The 12,645-nt window shown below is 60.0% G+C and carries 7 protein-coding genes and 1 CRISPR repeat array; of the genes, 4 read left to right on the forward strand and 3 right to left on the reverse strand.

The features are described 5' to 3' along the window. Positions 1 to 11: 11 nt before the first annotated feature. Positions 12 to 3,602: a DUF3367 domain-containing protein gene (locus tag EGX79_10525; protein ID AYX82570.1), complete on the forward strand. Its 3,591-nt coding sequence runs from the start codon at positions 12 to 14 to the stop codon at positions 3,600 to 3,602. A gap of 6 nt (positions 3,603 to 3,608) precedes the next feature. On the opposite strand, the gene EGX79_10530 is transcribed toward EGX79_10525, so the two are convergent. Continuing rightward, entirely contained in the window at positions 3,609 to 4,889 is a 1,281-nt protein-coding gene (locus EGX79_10530; GenBank protein ID AYX82571.1) for an acyltransferase, read from the reverse strand. Between the two features lie 196 nt (positions 4,890 to 5,085). Here EGX79_10530 and EGX79_10535 point away from each other — a divergent pair, with 196 nt between their 5' ends. Together EGX79_10535 and EGX79_10540 are read left to right on the forward strand one after the other, a co-directional pair. Continuing rightward, positions 5,086 to 6,246, forward strand: a complete 1,161-nt coding sequence (locus EGX79_10535; protein AYX82572.1) for a DUF3068 domain-containing protein — start codon at positions 5,086 to 5,088, stop codon at positions 6,244 to 6,246. Positions 6,247 to 6,327: 81 nt separating this feature from the next. Continuing rightward, the gene (locus EGX79_10540) at positions 6,328 to 8,160 is read left to right on the forward strand and encodes a hypothetical protein (protein AYX82573.1); all 1,833 of its coding nucleotides are present in this window, start codon (positions 6,328 to 6,330) and stop codon (positions 8,158 to 8,160) included. Here EGX79_10540 and EGX79_10545 read toward each other — a convergent pair. Then, the gene (locus tag EGX79_10545) at positions 8,140 to 9,318 is read right to left on the reverse strand and encodes a glycosyltransferase family 1 protein (GenBank protein ID AYX82574.1); all 1,179 of its coding nucleotides are present in this window, start codon (positions 9,316 to 9,318) and stop codon (positions 8,140 to 8,142) included. The two genes, EGX79_10540 and EGX79_10545, sit on opposite strands and share 21 nt — an antisense overlap. Positions 9,319 to 9,438: 120 nt before the next feature. On the opposite strand from EGX79_10545, the gene EGX79_10550 reads away from it, so the two are divergent. Further along, positions 9,439 to 10,275: a class I SAM-dependent methyltransferase gene (locus EGX79_10550; protein AYX82806.1), complete on the forward strand. Its 837-nt coding sequence runs from the start codon at positions 9,439 to 9,441 to the stop codon at positions 10,273 to 10,275. A gap of 50 nt (positions 10,276 to 10,325) precedes the next feature. Further along, a CRISPR array of direct repeats spans positions 10,326 to 12,307; the repeat unit is 29 nt; unit sequence GGAAATACCTCCGCGTGTGCGGAGAAGAG. A gap of 18 nt (positions 12,308 to 12,325) precedes the next feature. Here EGX79_10550 and cas2e read toward each other — a convergent pair. Continuing rightward, positions 12,326 to 12,640: a type I-E CRISPR-associated endoribonuclease Cas2 gene (gene cas2e, locus EGX79_10555; GenBank protein AYX82575.1), complete on the reverse strand. Its 315-nt coding sequence runs from the start codon at positions 12,638 to 12,640 to the stop codon at positions 12,326 to 12,328. Positions 12,641 to 12,645: the final 5 nt, after the last annotated feature.

Below are 12,645 nucleotides of genomic sequence, written 5' to 3' on the forward strand. Positions count from 1 at the left end.
CCTTTAACGCTATGCCCACCTTTGTTCGAGCGCGTAAGCGCGTGCTTGTACCTTGGTGGGTTTTGCTGTGCCTGCTGGCATTCATCCAGTCCCCCGGCAAGACTGTCGCTGACACAAAGCACGACCTGACAGAAGACCCCATCGGGTTTTTGTCCGCCTCGCTCAACATGTGGTCAGACACCATGCCGCTGGGACAGCTTCAAAACCAGGCATATGGCTATCTCTTTCCACAGGGCGCATTCTTCGCCCTGTTCAGTTTGCTGCCCGATGTATTAGCGCCCGGCTGGATCATCCAGGCGCTGTGGTGGAGTCTTACTCTCTGCTTGGCTTTTACCGGCGCATATCGCGTGGCTGAAGCTATAAGCGTCGGCACGCATACCTCTCGCGTACTGGCGGCGTTGTTGTACTCGTTGTCGCCGCGGGTGATTACGACGTTGGGCGCGATTTCGTCCGAGACCTGGCCCGTAGCGCTGGCACCGTGGATTCTGCTTCCGCTCCTGCGGGTCGCGGCCCGGCGCGAGGAACTGCCCTGGCGCGCGACTGCCCGCGCCGTATTGCTGTCCGGTCTAGCGGTACTGTGCACTGGCGCGGTCAATGCGGTCAGTACAGCGGCGGCTTGCATCCCCGCAGGTCTAATGCTGCTCTTCTTCGCTTTTACGGGGCCTCGTCGCGGGCGTGCGTGGGCGATGCTCGGCGGTTGGCTGGCTGCGTGTGCGGCGGTCAGCATGTGGTGGATTGTGCCGCTACTCCTGCTGGGCAAGTACTCACCACCGTTTACGGACTACATTGAGTCCTCCGGTGTGACCACTCGTTGGTTGAGTCTCGGCGAGACGCTCCGCGGTTCCACCTCGTGGACGCCGTTTGTCTCTTTCGAACGAGTCGGCGGAAATGCGCTGGTCGCGGAGCCCATTCTCATTTACGCCACCCTGGCTGTAGCGGCGATTGGACTACTTGGCTTGGTCATGCGCTCGCTGCCGCTGCGTCGAATGTGGCTGATGATGCTGCTCATCGGGCTTATCATCATGGCGGCCTGGACGGAGCCGTTCGGACTGGCGTGGGAATCGGCTCGAGAGGTGCTCGATTCCACGCTCGCAGCAGTGCGCAACCTGCACAAATTTGACACTATTGTGCGTCTGCCACTTGTTATCGGCTTCGCTCATGCGACAGCCCAGCTGCCATGGCCGTGGCGAGAGCCGGCGAACGAGCACACGAACGAGACGGCGAGCGATTCAGCGACCACTGGCTGGCAGCAGTGGCTACACCCGGAGAAGCACCCGCGCGCTATCGCATCGATGCTGGTTCTGGCGGTTATCGCCAGTGCCACCGCCCCTGCGTGGAGCGCACGCCTCGCCCCGACAGGTAGTTTTTCCGAGGTTCCGGGCTACTGGCACGAAGCGGCCGACTGGCTGAATGAGCAGGGCGAGGACACCCGCACGCTGGTGGTGCCGTCATCGCCGTTTGCTGATCAGACATGGGGCAATACTCGCGACGAACCGCTCCAGCCGCTTGCCGACGTGCCCTGGGCCGTCCGCGATACGGTGCCGCTAGTGCCCCCAGAGGCGATTCGCGGCCTCGATGGTCTGCGCAATTCACTGGCTCGGGGCCGTGAGGTACCGGCACTGGATGCCACCCTGCGCAACAACGGTATCGGCTACGTGCTGGTCCGCCACGACTTGAGAGTTACCTCGAGGGGCGATTCGCTGCGCGCCATCACTTCCACGCTGCAGGACTCTCCGACCATGGAAAAGGTGGCGGAGTTCGCGGACGAGGACGGCCATACCGCTATCCAGATTTGGGGTGCGGGCCCGAAGGAGCTGCGCAATCACGCACTTTCACCGCGGTTGGTGGACACTACCCAGGTACCGCTGGTCGCCGGCGGCCCCGAAGTGCTCCCGCGGCTTGACGAAGTCGATTCCGATGCTCCGGTGCGCATCCTGTCTGGCAAGGATGCCGGCACTGTCACCGACACACCCGCCCGCCGCGGCCGCAACTATGGTGAAGTCGTCGGTGCGGAGTCAGCAATCCTGGCCGAAGACGAGGACTCATATGTCCGCAACCTCGTTCCGGACTACCCCGTCGTGGGACTGCCACTGACGCAGACAGCAACGGGTCGCGCCACAATTGAGGTTTCGTCGTCGGCCTCTGAGCCATACAACGTCGGTGGTGCATCGGCTGACCACTCGGTCAACGCAATGCTCGACGGCGACACCTCCACCTGGTGGGAACCCTTGGCGGGCAAGAGCCAGGCTGAGTGGGTCAAACTGTCGTGGAAGGAACCGACCGATAACGCAGTGCTCAGCCTGACCGGTGCTCGCGTTCCAGTGCAACTGCGCATCCAGACTGATACGGCTTCGAGCTCCGTACAGTTGGTCCCGGGTGAGACGACTCGTATTCCGCTGCCCGGCGGCAAGACCACATCGGTGCTCATCACAGCGAAGATTGCTCCTGTAGGCTTTGCTATCTCCGAGCTAGGCCTGGTGATTCCAAAGCGGGACACTGGCTTCGACGCATTCGAATCCAGCAGCCCCGATTCCGATGAAGATACAGAGTTTTCCACCGAGGATATAGCGGAGGACCTCACGCCGGTTCGTGTCCCGGTGGTGCCGAATTCCTCGTCGCTGGCTCAGCGTTGGGTCTTCGGCCAGGAGATTCATGAGGGCACGCTGGTGCGCCTGTTCACCGTTCCAAAGCCGGTAAACGTAAAGGTCGATGCTGATACCTGTCGCAGCAGCATCGGAGCCCCGTGGGCCAGCCTCCAGCGCGGTGACGGCTCTGATCACCGCGAGCTGACCTGTGGTGAAGAGATTGAGCTCTCACCGGGGCCATGGCGCATCGATGCCAAGTCCGATTGGGTGTCGCTCACCTCGACTGACTACTTCGCGCCGTCAGCTGAGCAGCAGAAAGTGACGCCAATCGATCTGAACAATCCCATTGACGCTGCCGACCACGATCGCATCGTGTGGTTGCCAATCTCTGTCAATGCTGGCCATGAGCTCCGTGTCGGAGGCGCCGCCATGAAGCCGGTAACGGTCTCTGGTTGGCAGCAGGGTTGGACGATTCCGGCCGGTATTGGTGGTGCGGTCGAGCTGACCTACCCACCGCAGCAAACCTGGCGTACTGGCATCCTCGCAGGCGGCGCACTCGCAGCCGTGTACGCACTGGTCACTGTGGGGCTGGCTTTCGCTTGGCGACGCTTCGCTCTCACCACCCCGATTCCCGCGTCTTCGCTGAGCAATGACTTGCCGCGGGCGGCTATTGGCATTGCGGCTGCCGCGACAGTGACGCTGGTATCCAGCTGGCCTGGCGTGGTCGTTGCCCTCGTAGTGGTTGCCACTACCCTTGGTGCGGTTTTCTGGGCACGGAAGCGTGGGGACGTCGTCAAACCATGGCTGAACGTGCGAAATGCACTAATTGTGGCGCTTGCTGCGATGATGTCGATTGCGGGCTTGGTGCTGGCGGCGAACCCATGGCCAAAGGATGACTACGCCGGTGCCGGCTGGCCGCTTCAGTTACTGCTGACGGCGGCGCTGACGATCGTGGCGTGCTGCTCGATGCTTTCCGGTGGCGGTGCTGATGACGACACCGACAACACCGCTGATTAAAAGCCGTTAGCGGTTGACCCAGACGCGTGCGAAGAAGCGGCGGGCAGGTTCCTCGACGAGCGCGTAGGAGGCGGCGGCCACCGGAATCGACAGTGCGACCGTGACAATGGTGACACTGAGCAGATGTCCGGTGAACAGCTTCACGCCAAGCAGCGGGAATGCAATGGAGAGCATCGCCACGTGCCAGAGGAAGATACCGTACGACCAGCGCCCTAGCGCCTGCATGATGGGGTGTTCAAGGAAGCGAGACTCCGGCGCTATCGTCCAGGGGCCGATGATGGCGGCACCGAAGACCAGACCGCACAGCAGGCGGCGGGTGAATTCCCAGTTGGTGAGCTCGACTAGCCCTTCGGGACCCAGGTAGGAAGCCAGAACCAGCGCACCAACGGCGATCGCCAGCCACAGCGAACGGCGGCGTGCCCAGCGCTGCATGGTCTCCACCTTCGCGCGGGCGGCATCGGTATCGACGCCCTGGAGCGATTCCAGCTCGGCGAGAATCATGCCAGCTGCGAACCAGGAAAAGTAGGCAATCGGCTGAATATGCGGGTTAACGCCTTCTGGGTACGGCAGTGGCAGGTAGGGCCAGCCGAAGCTCAAGATCGCAAGCAGGGAAATTGCCACTATGCGGCGCCCCTGCTGGCGATGCGGGTCCAACCGGCTAAGCCCAATGGCAAACAGCGGCAGCGAGATGTAGAACGCGACCTCCACCGACAACGACCACAGGTGCGTCAACCCACCGTGCAGCGAGCCGGAGAAATACACCTGTGTCAGCGTCAGATTTGTTAGCCAAATCTTGAGATCCGCGCCGCGCCCCACCGGCAGTGCGATGAGCACAATAAGCACTAGCACCCAGTACGCGGGCATAATGCGCGCGACGCGCTTCTTGTAGTACTTCGCCCAGCTCTTCTTCCGTCCGCCGTCGGCATCGGACAATGCTTTACGACGGGGAATTCCGCCGTAACCCGAGCGGTGAGAACGCCACAACAGGAATCCGGACAGCACGAAGAAAACGGCCACGAAGAAGTCGAAGCGGCCGAGGATGCGCTCCCACAGGGCTCCCACATCATGCCCGGTCTGGAATGCGACGTGCGTGCCGATGATGCCCATCGAAGCCACAGCTCGCAGGCCCTCCAGCGAAGGCAGGAAGCCTGGGCGGAATGTGGTGGCAGAGCTCGATGCAGTGCTGGATCCCGAGCTGGATACAGTGTTCGGCGTAGAGTTCGGCACAGAGCTCGACACTGTGTCTTGCCCAGCGTTTGGCGCTGCCGCATATGCCTTGGACGTCATAGTACTTTCTTACACGGATACCGGAATGAGTAAAATCACTTGTATTTTATTATGAAATAAGTCCTGTTCAGGCCGGTTTTTCCAAAACTCTTTTGTTTTCCCGACAAGTTATTTTTAAAAAACACACCACATAACTCCTAACTTCCTGCTAGGTTTTGCAGCAGAAAGTTACGTACAGTTAAAGGACTATCCGCTGATGAAGAGAACTCTCGGACATGCACTGATTATTATCGGTGCTGCATTGATTGTCATTGCCGTCCTTCTGCCAACCTTCCTGGTGCCTCGCCTCCGGGTCATCCCACTTGACACTGTGAGCGATACCATCACGGAGGTGCGCGACGGCACTCTGTTGGACTCCAGCCAGCTGGGCAAGAATGAGCCAACGCCAAACCGCAAGAATGACCCGCGCTGCAAGGCAGAGACGGACGAAGAGAAGCGCGATCTCCCGGTCCACTGCTTCATCAACGACAAGACTCCGATGCAGTCGAAGCGCCACGTTGAGATTGAGGAGCCGGCTGACGACAAGATTGCAACTCTCCAGGTCGGTACCACTCTGCTGCGCGATGACCGCGAAGAGCCGAAGAACCTCATCAATGCGACCCTCGACCGCATCACTGTTGACCGCAGCACTGCGTACCCGGTAGATGACCCGATCTCCAGCGTTGCTATTAACGCACCGCAGGGTGGTTCGGACACCAAGCCGCCGACGTTCACCCGTCCGGGCATCCAGTACCAGTTCCCGTTTGGTGCTGAGAAGAAGTCCTACCCGTACTACGACGTCCAGGCGATGCGTAACTTCGAGATTGACTTTGTCGGTGAGGAAACTCAGGATGGCGTCAAGGTCTACAAGTACTCCATGACCATTCCGCCGCAGAACCTCTACGAGTCCCTGACCGAGCACTTCACTCGCGACGGCCGCAAGCTCACCGAGGCTGACAAGTCCTCGCTGGCTTCCATGCGCCTGAGCTTCCCGGCTCACAAGTGGGGCCTGGAGGGTGACGACGACGTCGAGCTGGATCGTTACTACACCAACGTCCGTACTGTCCGCGTCGAGCCGACTTCTGGCGTGATCGTCAACGGTACTGAAGAGATGTTCATGTTCTACGCCAAGGACGACAAGGAAGCGGAAGAAATTGCTTCCAAGGCTGGCCGTGAAAAGGAAGCCAAGGAGCAGAACCGTACCGCGATGAAGTACACCGCTCAGTGGGACGAAGGCTCCAAGGGCCGCCAGATGGACCGCGCTAAGGAAGCACGTAAGTCGCTGACTATCGGTGGCACTGTCGCACCGTGGATCCTCGGTATCCTCGGCCTGGTTCTCATCGTGATTGGCTTCCGTGTTCGCAGCAAGTCCGCCTAAGACGCCAAACTACGGTGCCACAGGCTCTCGCTTACCCTAAGTTTCACTGAGGAAAGCGAAAAATAATTTAATATAGGGCACGTGACACAACGTTTCCGCACTACTCTGACCCAGTCGGCTCGCTCTCATTCGGAGCGAGTCGCCTGGGTTTTTGTGTTGTCGTGGATTCTCCTGCTGACCGCTGCCGTGTGCTGGCCGCTCTTTGTGCCCCACAAGGCCCCGGCCGATGGTCGCTTTGGGGCACCGATGTTTCTGCTGCGCGACATGGTCATCCCCAATCACCCACCGCTTACCGACGCAGCCCTGGGACTCGGCCCCGCTGCGGCACGAGCTGTTCCGCAGGACACCGCACTGTGGGCACTGGGCTACTTTGTGGATGCCAGCCATTGGGTGCGCTTCGGCATGGTGGGCGCCTGTTTGATTGGTGGTCTTGCAGCTGCTGAGCTCGCCCGCAGATTCACTCGCCACGGCTCGGGCACCAGTAGCGCATCCGGTGCGGGCCTTGTACCCATGACTCCGAGCTTAGCCAGCCAGCTGATTGCACCGACGATGCTGCTCTGGAACCCGTTTGTGGTCGAGCGTTTGCTCCAGGGACAGTGGTCACTGGTCATCGCCGTATTGCTGCTTCCGGCAGTTGTTCTGGCAACGCAGATGGGTAGTGCCTTGTGGCGCACCAGCGCAATTGCCGCTGCGGGTCTCACGCCGACCGGTGCCCTTTTGGCTGGTATCACCGGCATTGTTACCGCTCGCAATAACCGCGACCGCGCTTGGATTGTGGCCACAACAGTAGCAGTCAGTTCACCGTGGCTAGTGGCATCTTTGCTGAACCCGAGTGCAGCTGGGTCCTCCGATGCGGCTGGCGCTGCCGCATTTGCGGCCAGAGCAGAGGCACACGTCGGCACGCTCGGCAGCCTGTTGGGATTGGGTGGCATCTGGAATAAGCAGGCTGTGCCACTGACGCGCGAGGTTGGTTTTTCGGCGATTATGGTGCTGGCACTCCTGGTGCTTATGGGTCTGGGATTCCGTCGGGTCTGGCATTCGCAGGAGCGCTGGCGGGGGCTGATTATCACTGGCGCCACGGCCATCGTGCTGGTGGCTCTCGCCGCAACAACGCCGGGCATTTTGATGATGGGTTGGGCGCTCGAGCACATCCCGGGGGCGGGCCTGCTTCGTGATGCGCAGAAGTGGATCGCGCTCGCTGTCCCCGCGTATGTCATCCTCGCCGCCAGCGGTGCGGAGTACCTGGCACGCCGCGCTCGCGGCGCCACCGCCAATATCGGCCAGTGGTTGGCTACTGGCGTCAGCGCGCTTATCATCATCGCCGCTGTCCCCACGCTGCCCGCCGATGTCGCTCCGCTCCGCCCCATTCCGTCATGGGAGGGCTGGTCGGCGGTTTCCGGTGTGGTCGCGCTTGACGACGATCGCGTTGCGGTTCTACCTGCCGGTTCTTACCGCATTATTAATGGGCGTCCTGTCCTCGACCCGGCTACGAAGATTTTGCCCGCTCCGGTGGTGAGCTCTGGCGAACTGATTGTCTCTGGGCAGTCGGTGTCTGGCGAGGGAGCCACAACCGTTGAGCGCACGCTGCTCGGTGGTGCGAAGAGACACGAGGAGCTTGAGTCTGCGCTCCAGGGTCTTCGAAACCAAGGCGTTGGCTGGGTCCTAGTGGAGAATTCGCCCGGCAACTTCGGCGACTCCGCTGACATTGTGGCGGCGTTAGACCCCGTCTATGAAACACCTGACCTGCAGCTATACCATGTCCCCGGTGTAATCGAGCCGGCCACACAACCAAGCCAGGGGGCCTATGCAGCTGCGTGGACAGCCTTTGGAATCTGGACTCTTTGCCTACTCGCTGGGCTGCTGGCGGGACTACTGACTGGAGTAATGGAAGCGCTACTGCCCCGCCGCAGGTAGCAGCTTGTCCAGTGTTGGGTTTTCCAAGACATTCAGAACTGCCTCACCGGTCTTGTCCCAGCCAAATTCCGCGGCACGGGCGACGCAGGCCTTGGACATTGCGCGATGCAGTTCACCGTTATCGAGAATCTGTCGCGTCTTGGTAATTAGGTCCGCTTCATCGCTGGCCAGCAGGCCAGTTTCACCGTCGTTGACCGAATCGCGCAAGCCCGCCGAGGAACGGTAACCGACCGTCGGCACGCCGTGCTGCGCCGATTCGATGACGGCGAGCCCCCAGCCCTCCTTGCGCGAAGGCATCAGGTGCAGACACGCCTTGGAGAGGATGCGGTGTTTATCCGCCTCGGTGACCTGCCCGTGGAATACCACGTGGTCCGAAACGCCCTTGTCACGGGCATATTCCACCAGGTTGTCGTGCCACCATCCCGAGCCAATAACATCGAGAATCGCACCTGGACGATCTTGTACAAGATCTGCAAGCACATCGATGGCGTGCTCAATCTGCTTATGCGGAACCAATCGCGACAGCGTCACCAAATGCGGTGCTGGACCGTCGCACTCGGATAGGTCCGCCATGATTTCGGTCGACTGCAACTCCTCCGGAATCGGGTCCACACCATTGCGGATTACCGCGATGCGCCCCGGCGACACTCCGAGTTCTACCAGTTCAGCGGCACTTGGCTCGGAAACGGTGATGTAGCGGCAGCGGCGGTGAATCATCGGCGACAACCGCGATTCGATGAACCACCCCAGCTTGCTGATAATCGGCCCTGCCACTGGCCACTGCTCACGGTGGCAGTGATGTGTCAGCAGCACCGTCGGCGCGCCGGAGAATATCCGAGCGAAAAAGGGGACGCCATTTTGGGTATCGACCACGACATCCGGCTTGCCGCCGAGCACCTTGGCAATTGGGCCCACGCCAAATCGCGCACCCAGCATCGCGGTCCAGGATCGCACGTAGACGGAGAAGTTTCCACCAGCGCGGGAGAAAGTCACGCCATCACGACGCGAAAGGGCTGGTGCGCCTGGGTAGTTGGCCGTGCGGAACACCACAGTATGGCCTTGGTCGGCAAGGTAACCTGCGACGCGCTCCAAATAGCGCTCACTACCTCCACCTTCGGGATGGCCGGTGTCGCGCCAACACAACAGTAAGATTTTCATAACAATATGAGCCTAACGCTCGGCGCGGCTTTCGTTGCCGCTTTAGCTCAAATCCATACTCCCAAACCCAACCAGTCCATTAGATTGTTTGACGTGACCAGCTTTCGCTTTCCCGCTTTTATCGTCCCGCCCGCTCTGAAAGAGCTGCGCAGCTTTGCTACGCTGTCGCGCTCATTCGGGCTGCTCAACGACTTCAAATACGAGCAAACCGATCCCGATATCTTCTACGGGCACCTGGCCGAGGACACCATCGGTCTCCTAGAAGGCATCGCAGCTGGGGCGGATGGTGCGGCGGGGTCGGCGGACACCGGGGAGACAACGGGCGCGTCGTCAAGCGTTACGACGAATACCGCACTGCGCGGCAAGCGCATTCTTGATGTCGGCGGCGGCCCCGGGTACTTTGGCCGAGCATTTGCCCAGCGTGGCGTGGAATATTACACCTGCGAACCCGATGTGGGCGAGATGGCGGCGGCGGGTATCAAGCTGGAGTCGTCGGTACGCGGATCGGGGCTGGAACTGCCGTTTCGCGATGACGCGTTTGACCTGACGTACTCGTCGAATGTCGCCGAGCACGTGCCCGAGCCATGGACGATGGGCGAGGAAATGCTGCGTGTAACCAAGCCGGGCGGACTGGTCGTTTACTCGTACACCATTTGGTACGGCCCGTTCGGCGGCCACGAGATGGGGATGACGCATTACCTGGGTGGCGACCGCGCGCGGCGCATGTATGAGAAGAAGCACGGCAAGCGACCAAAGAACTACTTTGGCGAGTCCCTGTTCAAGGTCGGTTGCGGTGAAGGATTGAAGTGGGCGCGCGCTGCCGCGGAGGCCGGCGACTGCGAGCTGCTGGCCGCTTTCCCGCGCTACCACCCGTGGTGGGCCTGGTGGATGGTGCACGTGCCGGTGCTGCGCGAGTTCGCGGTGTCGAACCTGGTGTTGGTGCTGCGGAAGCGGTAGGGGTGAGGCTGAGCCACAAGGTGGGTGCCGCGCTTGACGCTTGGTACCTGAGAACTACCTCCGCGTGTGCGGAGAAGTGACCGGCGGCGAGGCTTATATCCCACTTGCTCGGGAAATACCTCCGCGTGTGCGGAGAAGAGAGCGCGCTGCCACGGTACACGCCTTTGACCTTGGAAATACCTCCGCGTGTGCGGAGAAGAGACGGTGTTACCCCGTATTTCACTATTGGTTCTGGAAATACCTCCGCGTGTGCGGAGAAGAGCCGGCTCCTCACAGCCAATACGGTCACCAATCGGAAATACCTCCGCGTGTGCGGAGAAGAGCGGACTCAGCCCTCGCGCCGAAAGACTCCGATGGAAATACCTCCGCGTGTGCGGAGAAGAGACCCGCTTATCAACCGCGTCCGCTAGAACCTCGGAAATACCTCCGCGTGTGCGGAGAAGAGCAACCCCAGTGAATCGGGTTAGCGTAGGGCAAGGAAATACCTCCGCGTGTGCGGAGAAGAGGGCAAGTACCTCATGTGGCAGACCATCTCATGGGAAATACCTCCGCGTGTGCGGAGAAGAGGCCGTTGCCTGATTCTCAGGATGGTTTTCAGCGGAAATACCTCCGCGTGTGCGGAGAAGAGCTGGGTAAGCCGATGAATGATGCGATTGACGCGGAAATACCTCCGCGTGTGCGGAGAAGAGTGCAGCAGATCGAAGGTAAACAGCTTGTATTTGGAAATACCTCCGCGTGTGCGGAGAAGAGATACGAGTCCGGCTTGTCCTTCTGGGATTGCTGGAAATACCTCCGCGTGTGCGGAGAAGAGCGATGGGTGAGATGGGCCAGATTTTCAACTCCGGAAATACCTCCGCGTGTGCGGAGAAGAGGGGAGTGAGCGTTCGACTGCGCCGGTTTGTTTGGAAATACCTCCGCGTGTGCGGAGAAGAGCAGCAGTTGCCGAACCTTGCCCGCCAGATTGTGGAAATACCTCCGCGTGTGCGGAGAAGAGAAGCTCGCCCTGTTCATTAACCTGATGCGCTTGGAAATACCTCCGCGTGTGCGGAGAAGAGGCCGGCGGCAGGTCAGCGCCCGGGGTGAACACGGAAATACCTCCGCGTGTGCGGAGAAGAGCGATGAGGTGTGGGAGCGGCTGCGGCATGAGCGGAAATACCTCCGCGTGTGCGGAGAAGAGTATATCCGGGTGAATCGTGTCGGCGGCATCATGGAAATACCTCCGCGTGTGCGGAGAAGAGTCTCGTCTGGCTTTGATGGCGGCGGGGATGCTGGAAATACCTCCGCGTGTGCGAAGAAGAGCGGGTGCGTGGCCCTTTAACGTTGTGGGTTCAGGAAATACCTCCGCGTGTGCGGAGAAGAGGAGGTTAAGTGGGCGGAAACGTCGGCTCGTTCGGAAATACCTCCGCGTGTGCGGAGAAGAGTGCTCGGAGCATTTTTACGAACAGTGACTGTGGGAAATACCTCCGCGTGTGCGGAGAAGAGGAAAAGCGTCTCACGAAGGAAAAGGCGGCTTAGGAAATACCTCCGCGTGTGCGGAGAAGAGGGAAGGAGGAGAACCGATGAGCCGGGAATTTCATGAAATACCTCCGCGTGTGCGGAGAAGAGCCACTCAATCTTCATCGTTACCCCACCACCTTGGAAATACCTCCGCGTGTGCGGAGAAGAGTGCTGTTGACGTTTGTTAAGGGCATGGCTGATGGAAATACCTCCGCGTGTGCGGAGAAGAGCTCCTGCTGCTGTTGCTGTCTGAGTTCTTCCAGGAAATACCTCCGCGTGTGCGGAGAAGAGTTGGGGGTTGCTTCTCCGGTGCGGTCGAATTTGGAAATACCTCCGCGTGTGCGGAGAAGAGGTGCATACATGGCTAAAGGCGCTCTGCACTCTGGAAATACCTCCGCGTGTGCGGAGAAGAGCGCATTTCGCCCGCTCATGCCACGGCCTAGTCGGAAATACCTCCGCGTGTGCGGAGAAGAGGCGATATACGTCAATCTTCCTTGGCTGGAATCGGAAATACCTCCGCGTGTGCGGAGAAGAGAGTTCCCGACCTGCGGTTTTACGAAGAAGTTTCTTCAAGTCCGCGAGTTTCGGCAGATAAGGTCACAGGCAGCAACAGACCATCGAAGTCCTGAATCACTCGGCGATTACTCCCCATCGTATTTACGGCGAACCCCTGCTCTCGGGTGGGATCATTATTAATCATCGTTAGACGTCCCTCCCCTATAGCTCGGCTGCACCGGCTCCATAGATTATCACGAACGCGTCTCGACACGTTACCTACAAAAACTCCAGTATCAACTTCAACTAAGAAACGAGTTAGATACCCTCGGAGATGTTCCGGCAAATTAGATGCAGTAAGTACCAAAAACATAAGGG

Source organism: Corynebacterium jeikeium, assembly GCA_003955985.1.
Taxonomy (GTDB): domain Bacteria; phylum Actinomycetota; class Actinomycetes; order Mycobacteriales; family Mycobacteriaceae; genus Corynebacterium; species Corynebacterium jeikeium_D.

What these genes read in the sequence shown, in the direction of transcription:
- EGX79_10525 (AYX82570.1), top strand. Translation starts at nt 12, where the DNA reads ATGCCCACCTTTGTTCGAGCGCGTAAGCGCGTGCTTGTACCTTGGTGG.
- EGX79_10530 (AYX82571.1), bottom strand. Translation starts at nt 4,889, where the DNA reads ATGACGTCCAAGGCATATGCGGCAGCGCCAAACGCTGGGCAAGACACA.
- EGX79_10535 (AYX82572.1), top strand. Translation starts at nt 5,086, where the DNA reads ATGAAGAGAACTCTCGGACATGCACTGATTATTATCGGTGCTGCATTG.
- EGX79_10545 (AYX82574.1), bottom strand. Translation starts at nt 9,318, where the DNA reads ATGAAAATCTTACTGTTGTGTTGGCGCGACACCGGCCATCCCGAAGGT.
- cas2e (AYX82575.1), bottom strand. Translation starts at nt 12,640, where the DNA reads ATGTTTTTGGTACTTACTGCATCTAATTTGCCGGAACATCTCCGAGGG.